The sequence below is a fragment of the Pseudomonas sp. GW821-FHT03C07 genome, from assembly GCF_059420925.1.
This window is the reverse complement of sequence record NZ_JBWKUQ010000030.1, coordinates 15352-33775: the sequence shown is the minus strand read 5'-3', so window position 1 is coordinate 33775 and position 18424 is coordinate 15352. Positions and strand designations below refer to the sequence as shown.

The window sequence follows — 18424 nt, the reverse complement described above, 5'->3', positions numbered from 1 at the left end:
TGCCCGTGGAGCCGGACATTGGAGGTCACGGAGCAGGTTTTAGTAGGCGCTGGAGACGGATTTTGACTACTGTCAGAATTGACAGGGTGAAGCGGTTAACCGACAAACGGTTTGCATTGGGGGATGCCCGCTTGAGGGCCGCTTCGCGCACCCAGCGGGGATAAATCGCCTCGCCACAAAATTATAATCCTGCTTGCTAAATCGGTTGATCAGCTTCGAAGCCGCTTGCGGCTGTCCGTTGGCGCCGGGCAATCAGGGGCGGATCGTGGGGCGGCTGATGTTGGAGTCGAAGTCGGCTTGAAAGGTGCTTGATAAGTCCCAAAAAGGGACCTATGGTTCCCTTTTTGGGACTCTTTGGTGTGCTCATGCAAACCCTCTCCCTCAGCGACGCGTTATTTACTGCAACACAACAGCGAATCTTGGGCTTGCTCTTTGGCAAGCCAGACCATAGTTTTTATGCCAATGAGATAGCCCGTTGGGCGAAGGTTGGTAAAGGCAGCCTGATGCGTGAGCTGGAACGCTTGCAACGGGCTGGCATCCTGACCCTCAGTCGGCAAGGCAATCAGACGCACTATCAGGCCAATCCCGCGTGTCCTATTTATCAGGAGCTGCTGGGTATCGTGCGCAAGACGTTTGGTATCGTTGAACATTTGCGCGTGGCGCTCGGTTCGTTTGCGGATCAAGTGGTCTGGGCGTTTGTCTACGGTTCCATCGCCAAGGATCAAGCCCATTCCGGCAGCGATATCGACCTGATGCTGATCGGTGACGGTCTGCACTACAGCGAAGTGATGGAGCGGCTGTTGCCCATGGAAGAACAACTGGGCCGCACCATCAACCCCACGCTGTACAGCTTGCAGGATTGGAACGCAAAACTTGCCACTGGCAACAGCTTCGTTCAGCGGGTGCTGGGGCAGGAAAAGCTCAACATCATGGGTGAAAACCCGTCGGAGTCTAAGGATGGACAAAAACCAAAGCCTGGAAAACCTGCAACGTAGCGGCGGCCTGAAGGCCGAGCCAGCGGACCGCAAGGAGTGCGAAGGTCTGATGCGCTCGGCGAGTGACCGTTTGCAGGATGCACGTAGTACCCAGCTCTCCTTTGCCAGTCGCTTCGACCTAGCCTACAACGCCGCCCATGGCATTGCCCTCACGGCATTGCGCTTATCGGGCTTTCGTTCCGACCGCCGTTATCTGGTGTTCCAGTGCCTGGTTCATACCGCCGGGATCAACAAGTTGCAGGTTCGCTTGTTCGCCTTGTGTCACGAGCGCCGGAACCTGGCGGAATATGAAGGCTACATGGATGAAGACGAGGGATTGCTGACGGAGTTGATCGACAACGCCACTGCATTGAAGGCCGTCGTCGATCAAACAATGGCTGGGCTCTATTCCTGCTGAGTGAGAAGAAGCATTATCTTGAGCGTAACCACTTCAGCCTGATCCGTCGGGCCACCTGAAACCCGTGGCGAGGGAGCTGGCTCCACTGGGTAACAACACTCGCAAGTCAGGCGGCCTTGGTGAATGTCTATTTATTTGTCGGGAATTTGCACAACCTTGATGTCATCGATGTCCACCCTACGGGACACACCACTCCCATCTCCGAAATCCGTACCGATCACGATATGAGCCCTGTTACCGGTGTAGCGAACTCCGGCGCCATTTTGATGCCACTTGCCGGTTGGAGTGTTCCTATCTATAAGAAAAGCGCTATAAGCCAGTGATACGTTCGCTGTAATTATGACCGCGACCAGTGTTGCTTCCCCCGGCTCCGGCGGATAAACGCGGTATCTGAAGGATATTTCAAGTGTCCCTCTCTCTTGCTCTCCGCCAGGAAGGGTAAACATCTTGGCAAGAGAGGGCATAAACCGGTGTGTGGGTCTGCATTCCAGCTTGCCGGACCAGAAAGTATTCGGGCCTTCTTCCGTCTTGAGTATCCCATCGAGAGAGCCAATATCATTTTCCCATCCGTGCCTTTCTCCATCTTCGAAATCGACAAAATCGTCTAGATTCTTCATCTTTTTTCTCCGGTCGCAGGCGCTTTTGACCCTGCCCGTGGAACCGGACATTGGAGATCGCGGCGCGGTTTTTAGTAGGCGCTGGAGACGGATGTTTGACTACTGTCAGAACTGACAGGGTGAAGCGGTTAACCGACAGACGGTTTGACGTAATGGCTGCTGGCCTCTTCGCGGGCAAGCCCTGCTCAGGTTTGTGTCGTACGCAAAGCTTGTTATCGACGCCGCACTGTAATTGGATGGACTCGCCCACGAAGACTCTGACCCATACGCGAAAATCTCACGGGTGCCTACCCTTCGCGTATTCACCGCCGACGTATTTCGAACGGTCCCAATAAGAGACCTATCGTTCCCTTATTGGGACCTTCCATCAAGTGTTGCGCGGCTTCCATTCGGGGAACCATTACCCTGAGCGTAACGATCCGCCGGCGGGCTTGATTGATGCCGGACCGATTCACTTCTACTGTCTACTCCACGAAAGCGAACCCGTGGAGTGAGCATGACAACCCCCAATTCCCCCGACTCGCGCTGGACGCGGCGGCGCACCGAGAAGCAGCGCCGTCTCGAGCAGGTACGAGGCCTCGCCGATGGCGTGGTGTTGCCGACCGACAAGATCGTCGCCGCCCTCGAAGCCCTGATCATGCCGGGCGACCGGGTGGTGCTGGAGGGCAATAACCAGAAGCAGGCGGATTTCCTCTCCCGTTCCCTGGTCAAAGCCGATCCGGCCAAGCTCCATGATTTGCATATGATCATGCCCAGCGTCGGCCGCGCCGAACACCTGGACCTGTTCGAACGCGGTATTGCCCGCAAGCTGGACTTTTCCTTCGCCGGCACCCAGAGCCTGCGTATCAGCCAGTTGCTGGAAGACGGCCTGCTGGAAATCGGCGCGATTCACACCTACATCGAACTCTATGCGCGCCTGGTGGTGGACCTGATCCCCAACGTGGTGCTCAGTGCCGGTTTCATGGCCGACCGCGCCGGTAATATTTACACCGGTGCGAGTACCGAAGACACCCCGGCGCTGATCGAACCGGCGGCGTTCAGCGACGGGATCGTGATCGTCCAGGTCAATCAACTGGTCGATGACGTCAGCGAGCTGCCGCGGGTGGATATCCCCGCGTCCTGGGTCGACTTCGTGGTGGTGGCGGACAAACCTTTCTATATCGAGCCGCTGTTCACCCGCGACCCGCGCCATATCAAGCCGGTGCATGTGCTGATGGCGATGATGGCGATTCGCGGGATCTACGAAAAACACAAGGTGCAGTCCCTCAACCACGGGATTGGTTTCAACACCGCCGCCATCGAGCTGATCCTGCCGACCTACGGCGAATCCCTGGGTTTGAAAGGCAAGATCTGCCGCAACTGGACGCTCAACCCGCACCCAACGCTGATTCCCGCCATCGAAAGCGGCTGGGTCGAAAGCGTGCATTGCTTCGGTACCGAACTGGGCATGGAAAACTACATCGCGGCCCGCCCGGATGTGTTCTTCACCGGGCGTGATGGCTCGATGCGTTCGAACCGGATGTTCTGCCAGTTGGCCGGGCAGTATGCGGTGGACCTGTTTATCGGCGCGACCTTGCAGGTCGACGGTGACGGTCATTCGTCCACCGTGACCCGTGGCCGCCTGGCCGGTTTCGGTGGGGCGCCGAACATGGGCCATGACCCGCGCGGTCGTCGGCATGGCACCCCGGCCTGGCTCGATATGCGCCTGAATACCAGCGATGCGCCCGAAGCCTTGCTCGAACGTGGCAAGAAGCTGGTGGTGCAGATGGTCGAGACCTTCCAGGAGGGCGGCAAACCGACCTTCGTTGAAACGCTTGATGCCGTGGAGGTGGCGAGGAAAAGCGGGATGCCGCTGGCGCCGATCATGATCTATGGCGACGACGTCACCCATTTGCTCACCGAAGAAGGCATCGCCTACCTGTACAAGGCCCGTTCCCTGGAAGAGCGCCAGGCGATGATCGCCGCCGTGGCCGGTGTGACCGCCATCGGCTTGCGGCATAACCCCAAGGACACCCTGCGGATGCGTCGCGAAGGCCTGATTGCCTTGCCCGAAGACCTCGGCATTCGGCGCACCGATGCCAGCCGCGAGCTGCTGGCGGCCAAGAGCGTGGCCGACCTGGTGGAGTGGTCGGGTGGCCTGTACAACCCGCCCGCCAAATTCAGGAGTTGGTAAATGCACGCCTTCAATCTGCTAGCCCAACCCCTGTCACTGGCCGAGCGCCTGGCGGACTTCGCAGTGGACGCGCTGATCGACGAAGCCGACCTGTCGCCCAAGCCAGCGTTGGTGGATCGACGCGGCAACGGTGCGCACAGCGATCTACATCTGGGCCTGATGCATGCCTCGGCATTGTCGCTGTGGCCGATGTTCAAGGAGATGGCCGAAGCGGCGCAAGGTCTTGATAACGCCAGCGACGTTTCGGAATACACCGTCCCCTGTAGGAGCGAGCTTGCTCGCGATGGAGGTCCAGGCGCCACGGGGTATCAGGCACCCCGCGTTATCGTTGACGCCCATCGCCAGCAAGCTCGCTCCTACAGGGAGTTGCGTGAAGCACTGGGCCGCATCGGTCGCGAAGGCGAGCAGGCGATGCTGCAGACCACTGGCGGGGTGAATACCCATCGCGGGGCGATCTGGGCCTTGGGGCTGTTGGTGGCGGCGGCGGCGCTCGAGCCTCGCTCCGTCAGCGCCAAGGCACTGACTCTGCGCGCCGCGCGCCTGGCCTTGCTGGAAGATCGTTTCGCGCCCAACAGCAGCAGCCATGGCAGCCAGGTCGCCCAACGCTACGGCGCTCGCGGTGCCCGTGAGGAAGCGCAGTTGGGCTTTCCGGCGGTGACCCGACTCGGCCTGCCGCAACTCAAACGCAGCCGGCTCGCCGGCCATGGCGAGCAGAACGCCCGGCTGGATGCCTTGCTCGCCATCATGACCGAGCTGGCCGACACCTGCGTGCTCTATCGCGCCGGCGTGCCGGGGTTGCAGGCCATGCAACAGGGCGCCCGCGCCGTGCTGGAGGCCGGCGGTAGCGCCAGCCTGGCCGGTCGGCGCTGCCTGCATGAATTGGATCAACAGCTTTTGGCGATGAACGCTTCACCGGGTGGCGCGGCGGATCTGCTCGCCGCCTGCCTGCTGATCGATCGCCTCGAACAGGAAGCCTTGTGATGGAAAAATTGTCCTTTGAATTCCCCGCCGGGCAACCGCCCAAGGGCCGTGCGCTGGTGGGCTGCGTCGGTTCGGGCGACCTGGAAGTGCTGCTGGAACCCGGTCATCCGGGCACCTTGTCGATCCAGGTCACAACCTCGGTGAATGGCAGCTCAACCCGCTGGCAACATCTGTTCGAGCGCCTGTTCGACGGCCAGTTGCCGCCCGCGCTGGCCATCGATATCCATGATTTCGGCGCCACCCCCGGGGTGGTCCGCTTGCGCCTGGAACAAGGTTTCGAGGAGATCGGCCATGACTGACAGCGCGCGTTTGCTGAACAAGCACAGCTTCGTCGAACTGGGTGCCCGGCAGCGGGCCCGAGCCTTGCTCGATCGTGGCAGTTTCCGCGAATTGCTCGATCCCTTTGCCAGGGTCATGTCGCCCTGGCTCGAACGCCAGGGCGTGGTGCCGCAGGCCGACGACGGCGTGGTGATCGCCAAAGGCAGCATCGACGGCTTGCCGGTGGTGATCGCCGCCATCGAAGGCGCGTTCCAGGGCGGCAGTCTCGGTGAAGTCGGCGGCGCGAAAATCGCCGGCGCCCTGGAACTGGCCGCCGAGGACAACCGCAACGGCATTCCGACCCGCGCCGTGCTGCTGCTGGAAACCGGCGGCGTGCGTTTGCAGGAGGCCAATCTGGGGCTGGCGGCCATCGCTGATATCCACGCGGCGATTGTCGACCTGCGCCGTTATCAGCCGGTGATCGGTGTGGTGGCCGGCAGCGTCGGGTGTTTTGGCGGCATGTCCATCGCGGCGGCGCTGTGCAGTTATCTGCTGGTGACCCAGGAGGCCCGCCTGGGTCTCAACGGCCCGCAGGTGATCGAGCAGGAGGCGGGGCTGAAGGAGTACGACTCCCGTGACCGACCGTTTATCTGGAGCCTGACCGGTGGCGAGCAACGTTTCGCCAGTGGCCTGGTGGACCGTTATGTCGCCGACGATGTCGCACTGATCCAGCAACAGGTCGCCGCATTGCTGGAGGCCGGCTTGCCCGACGTACAGCGCAGTCGCCAGGCGGACTGGTATCTGCAACGGTTGGCCGAGCTGGATGCCGAACCGCAAATCGATCCGGCCACGGTCCGTGGTCTTTTCCAAGGAGAGCGCCCATGAGCACTTATTCCCTGCGCGGTTTGCACTGGTTCCAGGCATTGGCGTCGGGCGCGGCCGAAGTGTCCGGGCTGCCGCCTTCATTGAAAGTCGCCGACGCTGAACTCGCGGGTCAGCCGGTGCGCTTTCTGGCGGTGGTGGCCGATCCGGCCAACCGCTTTGTCCGCGCCCGCAACGGTGAGGTCGGGCTGCTCGAAGGTTGGGGCCTGGCCAAGGCCGTGGACGAAGTGATCGAGGCCGACAGCGGCCGTGCGAACAAGCGCGCGTTGATCGCCATAGTCGATGTGCCGAGCCAGGCTTATGGCCGTCGCGAAGAAGCGTTGGGGATTCACCAGGCCCTGGCCGGTGCGGCGGACAGTTATGCCCGGGCCCGCCTGGCGGGGCACGCGGTGATCGCGCTGCTGGTCGGCAAGGCGATGTCCGGGGCGTTCCTCGCCCACGGTTATCAGGCCAATCGGCTGATCGCCCTGCGCGATCCGGGGGTGATGGTGCATGCCATGGGCAAGGCATCGGCGGCGCGGGTGACCCTGCGCAGTGTCGAAGAGCTGGAAGCCCTGGCCGCCAGCGTGCCGCCGATGGCCTATGACATCGACAGCTACGCCAGTCTCGGGCTGCTGTGGAAAACCCTGGGCGTGGAGCAGATTGAGCAGCCGACAGTGGACGACTTGGCGCAGGTGCGGGGCTGCCTGATCGAAGCGATCGGCGATGTGGCGCAGCAGGGCACGGACTTGAGTGGGCGCCTGGGCGCGAGCAATCGGGCGGCGTCGAGCCGGGTTCGGCAGCTGCTGCGCGAGCAGTGGTGAGCCGCGATGCGCGCTGACGACGAGCTCCCGCCCCCTGATTTACTGGCTCATGACCTGCTCTGGGGGCTGACCCCGGCGCAGTTGCCGGCGGACGCCCCGGGCTGGGTGGCCGAGGCGCTGAGCCTCGGCCAGCCGGTGGTGGTGCGTCGGGCGCTGGCCGCGGTGGATCAGGTGCCGGTGGGCGTACGCGGGGCTTTGCGTGAGCAACGTTTCGCCACGCTGATGCCGCGGGCGCTGGTTGAACGTCGCGTACGGCCCGAAGCCCTGATCGATATTGAAGTCGCTGCGCAGGACTGGCCAGCCTTGCAGGCGCTGCATTACCTGCGTCCGTTGCTGAATGAAGCGAGGCTGGCCTGGGGCGTCAGCGGCAGTGCCGGTTTCGAGTTGGCCAGCGGTTTGCCGGCCCTGCATCAACACAGCGACCTGGATTTGATTCTGCGTGCGCCGCAAGCGTTGTCGCGTTGTCAGGCCGCCAGCTTGTTGCAGCAACTCGATAACCCGTTTTGTCGTGTCGACCTGCAACTGCAAACCCCGCTGGGCGCGGTGGCGTTGGCGGAGTGGGCGGGCCCGGCGCGACGGGTTCTGCTCAAGTGTGTCGAGGGTGCACAACTGGTGCTCGATCCCTGGTGCGTCCAGGAGCAAATGGCATGAGCAGCCTATTGGTGTTTCCCGGCCAGGGTGCGCAACAGCCCGGCATGCTGCATCGCCTGCCGGATGCCCCGATCGTGCGTGGCTGCCTGCACGAGGCGAGCGATGTGCTGGGCGAGAACGTGGGCTTGCTGGATACGCCGCATGCCCTGGCCTCGACCCGCGCGGTCCAGCTTTGCTTGCTGGTGGCCGGGGTGGCCAGTGCTCGCCTGCTGTTGGCCGACACTGCAGCACCGGCCTATGTCGCCGGCTTGTCCATCGGCGCCTACCCGGCAGCGGTACTGGCCGAGAGCCTGGCGTTCAGCGATGCCCTGCGGCTGGTCAGCCTGCGCGGCGAGTTGATGCAACAGGCTTATCCACAGGGCTACGGTATGACGGCGGTAATCGGGCTGGAGCTGGCGGCTGTGGATAAGTTATTGGCCCAGGTTCACAGCGAACGCACACCGGTCTACCTGGCGAATATCAACGCCGATAACCAATGTGTGATCGCCGGGAGCGACGAGGGCATGAGTGCACTCGTGGCCCTGATGGGAAAGGACGGCGTGGCCAAGCGCCTGGCGGTGAGCGTGCCGTCCCATTGCCCGTTGCTGGACGAACCGGCCCGGATACTGGCCGCCGCTTTCGCCACGGTGTCGCTGCAGGCACCGCGCCTGGGCTACCTCAGCGGCAGCAGCGCGCGGCTCCTGCATAGCGCTGAACAGATCCGCGATGACCTGGCGTTCAACATGCGTCGGGTCGTCGATTGGCGCGGCACCGTGCAAAGCGCCTATGAGCGTGGTGCCCGTCTGCAGATTGAACTGCCTCCGGGATCGGTCTTGACCGGCCTGGCACGCCGGGTGTTCGAGCAAGGCAGCGTCATTGCGTTCGACGGAGCCCGGCTGGACAGCCTCAAGGCGCTGCTGGATGAGGAGGGACGCCGTCACCGATAAACACCGGCTGCTGCTTCGAAGGACAAAAACAACAACTTCGGCAATGCACTACGAGGATAACAACAATGATTATTTACGGTGTGGCGCTGCTGGCGATCTGTACGCTGGCAGGGGTGATTCTGGGTGACATGCTGGGCGTGCTGCTGGGTGTCAAATCCAATGTCGGCGGGGTCGGGATTGCCATGATCCTGCTGATCTGCGCCCGGTTGTGGATGCATAAACGCGGCGGTCTGACCAAGGATTGCGAGCTGGGCGTCGGTTTCTGGGGCGCGATGTACATTCCGGTGGTGGTCGCCATGGCCGCCAACCAGAACGTGGTCGCGGCGCTGCACGGTGGGCCGCTGGCGGTGCTGGCGGCGATTGGTTCGGTGGTGGTCTGCGGTTGCGCGATTACCCTGCTCAGTCGGATCCATAAAGGCGATCCGTTACCGGATGAACCGGAAACGTTTGAACCGATCTCAACCACTGCGGGAGGTCGCTGATATGTGGGAGCTCATTGGAAAAGATCTGGGCGCGAATGGGCTGGTGACAGCCTTCGCCGGTGTCGGCGTGGTGATGTGGGTGTCGGTGGTGCTGTCCAAGCGCCTGACCTATGGCCGGATCCACGGCTCGGCGATTGCCATTGCGATCGGCCTGGTGCTGGCGTGGATTGGCGGAACGCTGACCGGCGGGCAGAAGGGCCTGGCGGATGTGGCGCTGTTTTCCGGCGTCGGATTGATGGGCGGTGCGATGTTGCGTGACTTCGCCATTGTCGCCACGGCTTTCGAGGTACAGGCGAGCGAGGCGAAAAAGGCCGGCTTGATCGGTGCGCTGGCGTTGCTGCTGGGCACGGTGCTGCCGTTTATTGTCGGCGCGAGCATGGCCTGGGCCTTCGGTTATCGCGATGCGGTGAGCATCACCACCATTGGTGCCGGGGCGGTGACCTACATTGTCGGGCCGGTGACCGGGGCGGCGATTGGCGCGACTTCCGATGTGGTGGCGCTGTCGATCGCGACGGGCTTGATCAAGGCCATTCTGGTAATGGTCGGCACGCCGGTGGCGGCGCGTTGGATGGGACTGGACAACCCGCGCTCAGCGATGGTGTTCGGTGGTCTGGCGGGTACGGTCAGCGGTGTGACCGCCGGGTTGGCGGCGACGGATCGGCGGCTGGTGCCCTATGGCGCGCTGACGGCGACCTTCCATACCGGGCTGGGTTGTCTGCTGGGGCCTTCGGTGCTGTTCTTCATCGTGCGTGGTTTGCTGGGCTGAGCATTCAGCTCAACCTGTTGGCATACATCCGGCATTCCGCCAGAAGCGCCAACAGGTTGGGATCACGTTCCTTGGCTCTGAGGAACACCACGCCAATATGCTGTTGCAGGCGGTAGCGCGCCTGTAATGGGATCAGCTTCACCCGGTTTTCGTAGACCGCGGCAATTCGCCCCGGCAACAAGGCATAGCCGACCCCGGAGCTGACCATGCTCAATAGCGTGAAGATGTCGTTGACCTGCATGGCCACCTTCGGTTTGAACCCCGCCTGCTCGAACACTCGGTGACTGTCCCGATGCGTGGCGAAGCCCTGGGTCAGGCTGATGAAGGTCATGTCCCGCAGGTCCGCCAGGTCAACCTCGTTCTGCCGGTCGAACGGCGAATCGGTGGGGGCGGCGAGGAAAATATCATCGGAAAACAACGGCAGGTGTTCGCAGTCCGGGTCGTTGGTCGAGTCGTCCAGCGCCACCAGGATCGCGTCCACTTCCATGTTCTTGAGCTTGTAGAGCAGATCGAAGTTCGAGCCCAGGATCAGGTCGATATTGAGCTCGCTGCGACGGATTTTCAGGCCCATGATCAGTTGCGGCACGGTTTTCACCGTTAGCGAATAGAGTGATCCGAGTTTGAAGCGCTCGGCGGAGAACCCAGCGGCTTCGCGGGTCATGCGCACACTTTCGACGACGTCCTGGATCAGCTTCTGCGCGCGTTCTTCCAGCACATAGGCGCTTTCCAGCGGAGTCAGGTTGCGCCCTTCGTGTTTGAACAGCGGGCAGCGCAGGGCGCTTTCCAGGGAGTGGATGGCCCGGTGCACGCTGACATTGCTGGTCTGCAACTCAGCCGCCGCCCGCGCCAGGTTGCCGGTACGCATAAAGGCCAGGAACACCTCCAGCTTTTTCAGGGTCAGCTCTTCGTCGATCAGCATGGCGCGGGCTCTTATTCGAATGCCCCAATTGTGCCCAAGTCCTGGGGTTTTGGCTGGGGCTTTTTCAGAATGGGGTCGGGGCTGGCTTGATGGATGCACAATGGCCTGAGAGGTTTTTGGCGCTCTCACCGGCCTCTTCGCGGGCAAGCTCCGCTCCCACAATGTCTGAGTCGGACCTGAATCTTGTGCCCGACACAAAACCTAATGTGGCAGCGGAGCTTGCCCGCGAAGAGGTCGGTCCAGGCGCCGCGGAACTTACAGGTATTCCCCGCCGCGCTTGTTCAACGCCGAATCCACCAACGCCTTCGCCAACTCGACCAGATGCACCACACCCCGCACCACTTTGCGGTTGGCACCGCTCAGGTTTGCCACGGATTCATAGGCCGTCGCAGCGGCTGACTCCAGCAGCTCATAGACGCTGGTCAGCGATTCTTCCGAGCGCACATCCGCGCGAATCTGGAACAGGCTATCCGGAGGTTTATAAGGCTCGGATGGTTCAACCGGTGGCAGGTTGTAATGGGCGAATATACCCGGTCGCTGGTCTTGTCGCGCTTGTGCAGCGGGCGGGAGGGGGCGGGCGCGGACATCAGCATGGGCTCCGTTGAACTCCTGGGTTGAGGTCATGACGGCAAATCGTGGTGTATTTTGGCGTAGGGAGCGTGTTGTCGATCAGGCTGCGGGCCGTCAGTAAAGCCGCTTCGGCTGCAACCCTCCTGGGGTTATTTGGCCGGCAAGGCCTGTGTCGTTCACCGGCACAGCCCTTCGTGGTATTTCATTTTCTAGGCCCGGTCTTTTTTTCTTCATCAATGGAACGATATATAGGAGGTGGGCGCTTTGTTTTTTACCGGAGGGTGCCTGTGCGGGAAGTCTTCCTGACGGTGCCACGCAAAGACCCTTGTGCTTTTGCCCGCAAGGCCTGAGCCTTGGGCGCAGTTGTATCGACCAAGCGAGGTAGGTGGCAGATGTATCACGGGGAACGACTCAACGCCTGGACCCATTTGGTAGGGGCCGTGTTGGCGTGTATCGGGGCGATCTGGTTGCTGGTGGTGGCAAGCCTCGACGGCAGCCCCTGGAAGATTGTCAGCGTGGCGATCTATGGCGTGACCCTGTTGCTGCTGTACAGCGCGTCGACGGTTTATCACAGCGTGCGCGGGCGGGCCAAGGTGATCATGCAGAAGGTCGATCACCTGTCGATCTACCTGTTGATTGCCGGCAGCTATACGCCGTTCTGTCTGGTGACACTACGCGGGCCCTGGGGCTGGACGTTGTTCGGGGTCGTCTGGGGCTTGGCGGTGATCGGCATGTTGCAGGAGATCAAGCCGCGTTCCGAAGCGCGGATCCTGTCCATCGTGATCTACGCGGTGATGGGCTGGATCGTGTTGGTGGCGGTCAAGCCGCTGCTCGCGGCGCTGGGTACGGCAGGGTTTGTCTGGCTGGCGGCTGGTGGGGCGTTGTATACCCTGGGGATTATCTTTTTCGCGCTGGATTATCGGTTGCGGCACGCCCATGGGATCTGGCATCTGTTCGTGATTGCCGGCAGCGTGCTGCACTTCGTGGCGATTTCCTGGTACGTGATCTGAGGCCACGCTCCAACGGCTAACGCGGACCCTTGTAGGCGCCAGCTTGCTGGCGATGGCGGCCGATCAGGCGCTGCAAGACTCACTGGCCTCATCGCCAGCAAGCTGGCTCCTACAGGTTTTGCGGTGTTTCAGAAAATGTGTAGTGTCAGAAGTCGCCCCATAGTTGCTGGGCCACGGCCAAGGCCACCACGGGTGCGGTTTCGGTACGCAGTACCCGTGGGCCAAGGCGCGCCGGCAGATAGCCAGCTTGTGCGGCCTGGGCCACTTCGCTGTCCGACAACCCACCCTCCGGGCCGATCAGGAACGCCAGTGTCCCCGGCTTGGGGTGACTGGTCAGCGGTTCGGCCACCGGGTGCAGTACCAGCTTGAGCTCGGCTTCGGTCTGTTTCACCCACTCGGCCAGCAACAGCGGTGGATGAATCACCGGCAGCGTTGAGCGGCCGCACTGCTCGCAGGCGCTGATCGCGATCTGCCGCCAGTGGGCCAGGCGCTTGTCGGCGCGCTCGTCCTTGAGGCGGACTTCGCAGCGCTCGCTGACGATGGGGGTGATTTCGTTCACGCCCAGCTCGGTGGCCTTCTGGATCGCCCAGTCCATCCGCTCGCCCCGGGACAGGCCCTGGCCAAGGTGGATGCGCAGGGGGGATTCGGTCTGCCCGGAAAAGCTTTCGGTCAATTGCACGCGCACGCGCTTCTTGCCGACCTCCAGCAAGCTGCCGAGGAATTCCGTGCCCGAACCGTCGAACACTTGCAGCGCGTCACCCTCGGCCATGCGCAGCACACGGCCGATGTAGTGAGCCTGGGTCTCGGGTAGTTCGTGTTCGCCGAGACTCAGCGTGGCGTCGATAAAGAAGCGGGACAGTCGCATGGTGAATCTCTGAATATCGGAATGATGTGTTGCTTGGGAGGGCCTCTTCGCGGCGGTGCGGCGATCCGCCAAGTTCCTCTCCCACAGTATTTGAGTCGAGTCTGAATGTTGTGCTCGATACAAAACCTGTGGGAGCGGAGCTTGCCCGCGAAGGCGGCATTACAGGCGCCGCAATATCCTAGCCCGGATCACGGAAATCCGGATGAAAATTGGCCGGCACCGCCACGCTGATACCGCTGCGGGTGGCGATATCGATCCCTTCGCTGGCCACTTCAGCCAGGAAATCGATCTGCTCTGGCGTAATGACATACGGTGGCAGGAAATACACCACGCTGCCCAGCGGCCGGAGCAACGCGCCGCGCTCCAGGGCGTGCTGGAAAACCTTCAGGCCACGGCGCTCCTGCCACGGATAGGCGGTCTTGCTTGCCTTGTCCTGAACCATTTCAATCGCCAGGGTCATGCCGGTCTGGCGGACTTCAGCGACATGCGGATGGTCCACCAGGTGGGCGGTTGAACTGGCCATCCGCTGGGCCAAGGCCTTGTTGTTCTCGATGACGTTGTCCTGCTCGAAGATATCCAGGGTCGCCAGGGCTGCCGCACAGGCCAATGGATTGCCGGTGTAGCTGTGGGAGTGGAGGAACGCCCGCAGGGTCGGATAGTCGTCGTAGAAGGCACTGTAGACGTCTTCGGTGGTCAGGCACACCGCCAGTGGCAGGTAACCGCCGGTCAGGGCCTTGGACAGGCACAGGAAGTCCGGACGGATACCGGCCTGTTCGCAGGCGAACATCGTGCCGGTACGGCCGAAGCCCACGGCGATTTCATCGTGGATCAGATGCACGCCATAGCGGTCGCAGGCCTCGCGCAGCAGCTTGAGGTAGACCGGATGGTACATGCGCATGCCGCCGGCACCCTGGATCAGCGGTTCGACGATCACCGCGGCGACGCTGGCGTGGTTCTCCGCCAGGGTCTGTTCCATGACCAGGAACATATTGCGTGAATGTTCTTCCCAGCTCATGCCTTGTGGGCGCAGGTAGCAATCCGGGCTGGGTACCTTGATGGTGTCCAGCAGCAGGGCCTTGTAGGTCTCGGTGAACAGCGGCACATCGCCGACCGACATCGCCGCCACGGTTTCGCCGTGATAGCTGTTGGTCAGGGTGACATAACGCTTCTTGTCCGGCAGGCCGCGGTTGAGCCAGTAATGAAAACTCATCTTCAGCGCGACTTCGATGCACGACGAACCGTTGTCGGCATAGAAACAGCGGGTCAGGCCCTCCGGCGTCAGCTTCACCAGGCGTTCGGACAATTCGATCACCGGCTGATGGCTGAACCCGGCGAGAATCACGTGTTCGAGCTGGTCGACCTGGTCCTTGATGCGCTGGCCGATACGCGGGTTGCAGTGACCAAACACATTGACCCACCAGGAACTGACCGCGTCGAGGTAGCGCTTGCCGTCGAAGTCCTCCAGCCAGACGCCTTCGCCGCGCTTGATGGGGATCATCGGCAGTTGCTCGTGATCTTTCATCTGGGTGCAGGGATGCCAGACCACCGCGAGGTCGCGTTGCATCCACTGGTTATTCAGGCTCATTTCCACTCTCCGGCAGGCAGTCCGCGACGCAGGCGGACACACAATCGCGCAAGCCTATGCAATGCGCGGCCGCAGGACAACCCATGGCCGCGCAGTCGCCTCGCTGTGGAGGCGAATAAAAGGTCGCGCCCGGGTGTTCACCGTAGCGATCGACCTTAATATTTTCTTAACCCGTTCGTTTCAGACTGATGATCGTATTTTTCGATATTTCAAAGCAAAATTTTCCGCTTTAATTCGATAGGTAAACCATTAGTCTTGGGCGCATCACTTACAGGATTCCGGCAATGCAGCTACGCAACTCATCTTCTCGCTACGGTGCTGTCAGTATCTTCCTGCACTGGGGTGTTGCCCTGGTGGTGTTCGGTCTTTTTGCGCTGGGCTTGTGGATGGTCGGGCTCGACTACTACAGCGAGTGGCGCAAGGCGGCTCCGGAGCTGCATAAAAGCATCGGCCTGACCCTGTTCGCGGTCATGGTGCTGCGGCTGATCTGGCGTTTTATCAGTCCGCCGCCGCCGTCACCGGCCAATCATGGTCGGCTGACCCGCCTGGGCGCCAAGTTCGGTCATGCATTCCTCTATCTCAGTCTGTTTGCCCTGATGTTTTCCGGCTACCTGATTTCCACCGCCGAAGGTGTCGGGATTCCGGTGTTCAACCTGTTCGATGTGCCTGCCTTGATTTCCAGTATCCCCGATCAGGCGGATGTGGCGGGCAGCGTGCATTCGTTCCTGGCCTGGACGGTGGTGATCTTTGCGGTTCTCCATGGTCTGGCTGCTCTGAAACACCACTTTATCGACCGTGATGCGACGCTGACCCGCATGCTGGGTCGCAAAGCCTGATGTTCAACCTCGACTTGAAAGGAATAGAAGTATGTTGAAAAAGACTCTCGCCGCTCTGGCAATCGGTTCTGCCCTGTTTGTTGCCGGTCAGGCGATGGCTGCGGATTATGTGATCGACAAGCAAGGCCAGCACGCCTTCGTCAATTTCAAGATCAGCCACCTGGGCTACAGCTTCATCATGGGTACCTTCAAGGACCTGGACGGCAAGTTCAGCTTCGATGCGGCCAAGCCTGAAGACAGCAAGATCGAAGTCAACGTGCGTACCGCCAGCGTGTTCACCAACAATGCTGAGCGTGACAAGCACATCTCCAGCAAGGACTTCCTGGACGTTGCCAATATTGCCGAGGCCAAGTTTGTTTCCACCGGCGTCAAGTCCACTGGCAAGAATGCTGATGGTAAAGACACGGCTGACGTGACTGGCGACCTGACCCTGCACGGCGTGACCAAGTCGATCGTGGTCAAGGCTACGTTCCTGGGTGAAGGCAAGGATCCATGGGGCGGCTACCGTGCTGGTTTCGAAGGTGTAGCGCATATCAAGCGTTCGGACTTTGGCAAGATGATGGATTTGGGTCCGGCGTCTGATGCTGTTGAGTTGTACATCACCTTTGAGGGTGTGAAAGCGAAGTAATGCTGAGACTGTAGGAGCCAGCTTGCTGGCGATAGCGGTGGTGAATGCACCATCGAATCGCCCGCAAACCGGCTCCCAAAGTGACCGCGTTGTCCGTAGTCACAAGTCAAGATTCAACACGACGTCCCCCGCGACACCCAATAAAAAAACGCCCCCGGCTCTCACAAACCGGGGGCGTTTTTATTGCACTGCCGACTCAGCGATTGCGAGTCAACAACGCCGGCTTCTCGCCCCGTGGACGGCCTGGCAGTTGATCCAACTGCTCAGGTGTCGGGAAGCGATCGCTCTTCGACTCTTTATGAATGATCTTCGGTGCCGGCCCACGAGGGTTCTGCACCGCGGGTTCTTCCCGTGGCTGATCGTCACGGCTTGGACGACGATTACGCGACTCTTCACGACGGGCTTGCCCATCACGGGGAGCGCCATTGCGCGGACCGCTGCGCTTGGCCGGAGGAGTACCGGTAGTCGCACCGTTACTGCTACGCGGACCATTCTGACGACCCTGCGGCTGCCCAGTACGCGGAGCGCCCGCACCTGCAGCGCCGCCTTGTGCCGGAGCCCCCGGACGACGACCACGACCTTGAGCCGGCTTGGCCTGAGGCACGTAATCAACGCGGTTGCCAAAGTTATCCACATCGTCATCCAGGAACTCATCCGGAGCCCGATCCGCCGCCGCGCGCGGCGGCTGGCTTGGCTGACGCTGCTCACGTGCCGGCGTCCCTTCACGGGGCTTCTGCTCACGCGCTGGACGCTCACCACGACCGTTGGTCGCGGCCTTTTCCTTGCCGCCCTTGTCCTTGCCTTTATCCTTGCGACCGCCGCCACCCCCACTGCCGTTCGGGCCATCGCCCTTCGGACCGCGTGGGTTGTTGCGTGGGTTACGCACATCCGGACGCTCGCGCACTTCCGGCTTCTCGGCTTCCACGGCGCTGGAATCAAAACCCATCAGGTCGCCGTCGGCGATTTTCTGCTTGGTCATGCGCTCGATGCTTTTGAGCAGTTTCTCTTCGTCCGGCGCGACCAGGGAAATGGCTTCGCCCGAACGACCGGCCCGGCCAGTACGGCCGATACGGTGCACGTAGTCTTCATCGACGTTCGGCAGTTCGAAGTTCACCACGTGCGGCAACTGGTCGATATCCAGGCCGCGAGCGGCGATATCGGTGGCCACCAGGATGCGCACTTCACCGGCCTTGAAATCGGCCAGGGCTTTGGTGCGGGCGTTCTGGCTCTTGTTGCCGTGGATGGCGACGGCGCTCAGACCGTGCTTGTCCAGGTACTCGGCCAGACGGTTGGCGCCGTGCTTGGTGCGGGTGAACACCAGGACCTGTTCCCAGGCGCCGGCGGTGATCAGGTGCGCCAGCAGCGAGCGCTTGTGGCTGGCGGCCAGGCGGAACACACGCTGTTCGATACGCTCGACCGTGGTGTTCGGTGGCGTGACTTCGATGCGTTCCGGGTTGTGCAGCAGCTTGCCGGCGAGGTCGGTGATGTCCTTGGAGAAGGTCGCCGAGAACAGCAGGTTCTGCCGCTTGGACGGCAGGCGCGCGAGGACCTTCTTCACGTCATGGACAAAGCCCATGTCGAGCATGCGGTCGGCTTCGTCCAGCACGAGGATTTCCACGTGGGACAGATCGACACTGCCCTGGCCACACAGGTCGAGCAAACGACCCGGGCAGGCAACCAGGACGTCGACGCCCCGGGACATGGCCTGAACCTGTGGGTTCATGCCGACGCCGCCGAAGATGCAGGCGCTGACGAATTTCAGGTCGCGCGCGTAGACCTTGAAGCTCTCGTGGACCTGGGCAGCCAGTTCACGGGTCGGGGTCAGGACCAGCACACGCGGTTGGCGCGGGCCGTGACGCTGGGATTTGTCCGGGTGACCGTTGGGAAACAACCGTTCCAGAATCGGAAGGGCGAAGCCTCCGGTTTTACCCGTACCTGTCTGTGCCGCGACCATCAGGTCGCGACCTTGCAACACGGCGGGAATGGCCCGCTGTTGCACCGGAGTAGGCTCGGTGTAGCCGGCTGCCTCGATGGCAGCGACCAAAGCCTCGGAGAGACCGAGGGAAGCAAAGGACATGAG

20 protein-coding genes are annotated in these 18424 nt (G+C 61.7%); 14 read left to right on the top strand and 6 right to left on the bottom strand.

The features are described 5' to 3' along the window. Positions 1-365 precede the first annotated feature (365 nt). On the top strand, positions 366-995 hold the full coding sequence (locus AC07VG_RS31920) for a nucleotidyltransferase domain-containing protein (protein ID WP_495022468.1): 630 nt from the start codon (positions 366-368) through the stop codon (positions 993-995). Continuing rightward, positions 958-1392: a hypothetical protein gene (locus AC07VG_RS31915; protein ID WP_494999914.1), complete on the top strand. Its 435-nt coding sequence runs from the start codon at positions 958-960 to the stop codon at positions 1390-1392. The genes AC07VG_RS31920 and AC07VG_RS31915 overlap by 38 nt, the downstream gene beginning before the upstream one ends. A 131-nt stretch (positions 1393-1523) precedes the next feature. Here AC07VG_RS31915 and AC07VG_RS31910 read toward each other — a convergent pair whose 3' ends face one another. After that, complete coding sequence (locus AC07VG_RS31910; RefSeq protein ID WP_494999913.1) at positions 1524-2009, bottom strand: hypothetical protein; 486 nt, start codon at positions 2007-2009, stop codon at positions 1524-1526. A 496-nt stretch (positions 2010-2505) separates the two neighbouring features. On the opposite strand from AC07VG_RS31910, the gene mdcA reads away from it, so the two are divergent. The 9 genes from mdcA (at position 2506) to madM (ending at position 9931) form a co-directional block, all read left to right on the top strand. Beyond that, a complete protein-coding gene (gene mdcA / locus AC07VG_RS31905) occupies positions 2506-4182 on the top strand; it encodes a malonate decarboxylase subunit alpha (RefSeq protein WP_494999912.1) in 1677 nt (558 codons plus the stop codon). Next, positions 4183-5163 carry a triphosphoribosyl-dephospho-CoA synthase gene (locus AC07VG_RS31900; protein WP_494999911.1) on the top strand — a complete coding sequence of 327 codons (981 nt, stop codon included), beginning with the start codon at positions 4183-4185 and terminating at the stop codon, positions 5161-5163. Further along, entirely contained in the window at positions 5163-5462 is a 300-nt protein-coding gene (locus tag AC07VG_RS31895; RefSeq protein ID WP_494999910.1) for a malonate decarboxylase subunit delta, read from the top strand. The genes AC07VG_RS31900 and AC07VG_RS31895 overlap by 1 nt, the downstream gene beginning before the upstream one ends. After that, positions 5455-6306: a biotin-independent malonate decarboxylase subunit beta gene (locus AC07VG_RS31890; protein ID WP_495022467.1), complete on the top strand. Its 852-nt coding sequence runs from the start codon at positions 5455-5457 to the stop codon at positions 6304-6306. The genes AC07VG_RS31895 and AC07VG_RS31890 overlap by 8 nt, the downstream gene beginning before the upstream one ends. Continuing rightward, entirely contained in the window at positions 6303-7106 is an 804-nt protein-coding gene (mdcE, locus tag AC07VG_RS31885) for a biotin-independent malonate decarboxylase subunit gamma (RefSeq protein WP_495022466.1), read from the top strand. Before AC07VG_RS31890 ends, mdcE begins: the two co-directional genes overlap by 4 nt. A gap of 6 nt (positions 7107-7112) precedes the next feature. Beyond that, positions 7113-7757, top strand: coding sequence for a malonate decarboxylase holo-ACP synthase (locus AC07VG_RS31880; protein WP_494999907.1), 645 nt, complete (start codon positions 7113-7115; stop codon positions 7755-7757). Then, positions 7754-8683, top strand: a complete 930-nt coding sequence (gene mdcH / locus AC07VG_RS31875; protein ID WP_494999906.1) for a malonate decarboxylase subunit epsilon — start codon at positions 7754-7756, stop codon at positions 8681-8683. Before AC07VG_RS31880 ends, mdcH begins: the two co-directional genes overlap by 4 nt. Positions 8684-8748: 65 nt before the next feature. Then, positions 8749-9165, top strand: a complete 417-nt coding sequence (gene madL, locus AC07VG_RS31870; protein WP_494999905.1) for a malonate transporter subunit MadL — start codon at positions 8749-8751, stop codon at positions 9163-9165. 1 nt (position 9166) lies between these two features. Further along, positions 9167-9931, top strand: coding sequence for a malonate transporter subunit MadM (gene madM / locus AC07VG_RS31865; RefSeq protein ID WP_494999904.1), 765 nt, complete (start codon positions 9167-9169; stop codon positions 9929-9931). Positions 9932-9935: 4 nt separating this feature from the next. On the opposite strand, the gene AC07VG_RS31860 is transcribed toward madM, so the two are convergent. Next, entirely contained in the window at positions 9936-10850 is a 915-nt protein-coding gene (locus AC07VG_RS31860; protein ID WP_494999903.1) for a LysR family transcriptional regulator, read from the bottom strand. 255 nt (positions 10851-11105) lie between these two features. Further along, positions 11106-11474 carry a DUF6124 family protein gene (locus AC07VG_RS31855; protein ID WP_494999902.1) on the bottom strand — a complete coding sequence of 123 codons (369 nt, stop codon included), beginning with the start codon at positions 11472-11474 and terminating at the stop codon, positions 11106-11108. 338 nt (positions 11475-11812) lie between these two features. Between AC07VG_RS31855 and trhA the strand changes: the two genes are divergently transcribed. Then, positions 11813-12430, top strand: coding sequence for a PAQR family membrane homeostasis protein TrhA (gene trhA / locus AC07VG_RS31850; RefSeq protein ID WP_494999901.1), 618 nt, complete (start codon positions 11813-11815; stop codon positions 12428-12430). A 145-nt stretch (positions 12431-12575) separates the two neighbouring features. Here the strand turns inward: trhA and AC07VG_RS31845 are convergent, their stop codons facing one another. Together AC07VG_RS31845 and AC07VG_RS31840 are read right to left on the bottom strand one after the other, a co-directional pair. Further along, the gene (locus AC07VG_RS31845; protein ID WP_494999900.1) at positions 12576-13295 is read right to left on the bottom strand and encodes a 16S rRNA (uracil(1498)-N(3))-methyltransferase; all 720 of its coding nucleotides are present in this window, start codon (positions 13293-13295) and stop codon (positions 12576-12578) included. Positions 13296-13473: 178 nt separating this feature from the next. Beyond that, on the bottom strand, positions 13474-14880 hold the full coding sequence (locus tag AC07VG_RS31840) for an adenosylmethionine--8-amino-7-oxononanoate transaminase (protein WP_494999899.1): 1407 nt from the start codon (positions 14878-14880) through the stop codon (positions 13474-13476). Positions 14881-15164: 284 nt separating this feature from the next. On the opposite strand from AC07VG_RS31840, the gene AC07VG_RS31835 reads away from it, so the two are divergent. Together AC07VG_RS31835 and AC07VG_RS31830 are read left to right on the top strand one after the other, a co-directional pair. Next, entirely contained in the window at positions 15165-15716 is a 552-nt protein-coding gene (locus AC07VG_RS31835) for a cytochrome b (RefSeq protein ID WP_494999898.1), read from the top strand. 31 nt (positions 15717-15747) lie between these two features. Next, positions 15748-16344: a YceI family protein gene (locus AC07VG_RS31830; RefSeq protein ID WP_494999897.1), complete on the top strand. Its 597-nt coding sequence runs from the start codon at positions 15748-15750 to the stop codon at positions 16342-16344. Between the two features lie 196 nt (positions 16345-16540). Here the strand turns inward: AC07VG_RS31830 and rhlE2 are convergent, their stop codons facing one another. Continuing rightward, positions 16541-18421: an RNA helicase RhlE2 gene (rhlE2, locus tag AC07VG_RS31825; RefSeq protein ID WP_494999896.1), complete on the bottom strand. Its 1881-nt coding sequence runs from the start codon at positions 18419-18421 to the stop codon at positions 16541-16543. Positions 18422-18424 lie beyond the last annotated feature (3 nt).

Coding starts and splice junctions, on each gene's coding strand:
- AC07VG_RS31920 (WP_495022468.1), top strand. CDS start 366: ATGCAAACCCTCTCCCTCAGCGACGCGTTATTTACTGCAACACAACAG.
- AC07VG_RS31915 (WP_494999914.1), top strand. CDS start 958: ATGGACAAAAACCAAAGCCTGGAAAACCTGCAACGTAGCGGCGGCCTG.
- AC07VG_RS31910 (WP_494999913.1), bottom strand. CDS start 2,009: ATGAAGAATCTAGACGATTTTGTCGATTTCGAAGATGGAGAAAGGCAC.
- mdcA (WP_494999912.1), top strand. CDS start 2,506: ATGACAACCCCCAATTCCCCCGACTCGCGCTGGACGCGGCGGCGCACC.
- AC07VG_RS31900 (WP_494999911.1), top strand. CDS start 4,183: ATGCACGCCTTCAATCTGCTAGCCCAACCCCTGTCACTGGCCGAGCGC.
- AC07VG_RS31895 (WP_494999910.1), top strand. CDS start 5,163: ATGGAAAAATTGTCCTTTGAATTCCCCGCCGGGCAACCGCCCAAGGGC.
- AC07VG_RS31890 (WP_495022467.1), top strand. CDS start 5,455: ATGACTGACAGCGCGCGTTTGCTGAACAAGCACAGCTTCGTCGAACTG.
- mdcE (WP_495022466.1), top strand. CDS start 6,303: ATGAGCACTTATTCCCTGCGCGGTTTGCACTGGTTCCAGGCATTGGCG.
- AC07VG_RS31880 (WP_494999907.1), top strand. CDS start 7,113: ATGCGCGCTGACGACGAGCTCCCGCCCCCTGATTTACTGGCTCATGAC.
- mdcH (WP_494999906.1), top strand. CDS start 7,754: ATGAGCAGCCTATTGGTGTTTCCCGGCCAGGGTGCGCAACAGCCCGGC.
- madL (WP_494999905.1), top strand. CDS start 8,749: ATGATTATTTACGGTGTGGCGCTGCTGGCGATCTGTACGCTGGCAGGG.
- madM (WP_494999904.1), top strand. CDS start 9,167: ATGTGGGAGCTCATTGGAAAAGATCTGGGCGCGAATGGGCTGGTGACA.
- AC07VG_RS31860 (WP_494999903.1), bottom strand. CDS start 10,850: ATGCTGATCGACGAAGAGCTGACCCTGAAAAAGCTGGAGGTGTTCCTG.
- AC07VG_RS31855 (WP_494999902.1), bottom strand. CDS start 11,474: ATGACCTCAACCCAGGAGTTCAACGGAGCCCATGCTGATGTCCGCGCC.
- trhA (WP_494999901.1), top strand. CDS start 11,813: ATGTATCACGGGGAACGACTCAACGCCTGGACCCATTTGGTAGGGGCC.
- AC07VG_RS31845 (WP_494999900.1), bottom strand. CDS start 13,295: ATGCGACTGTCCCGCTTCTTTATCGACGCCACGCTGAGTCTCGGCGAA.
- AC07VG_RS31840 (WP_494999899.1), bottom strand. CDS start 14,880: ATGAGCCTGAATAACCAGTGGATGCAACGCGACCTCGCGGTGGTCTGG.
- AC07VG_RS31835 (WP_494999898.1), top strand. CDS start 15,165: ATGCAGCTACGCAACTCATCTTCTCGCTACGGTGCTGTCAGTATCTTC.
- AC07VG_RS31830 (WP_494999897.1), top strand. CDS start 15,748: ATGTTGAAAAAGACTCTCGCCGCTCTGGCAATCGGTTCTGCCCTGTTT.
- rhlE2 (WP_494999896.1), bottom strand. CDS start 18,421: ATGTCCTTTGCTTCCCTCGGTCTCTCCGAGGCTTTGGTCGCTGCCATC.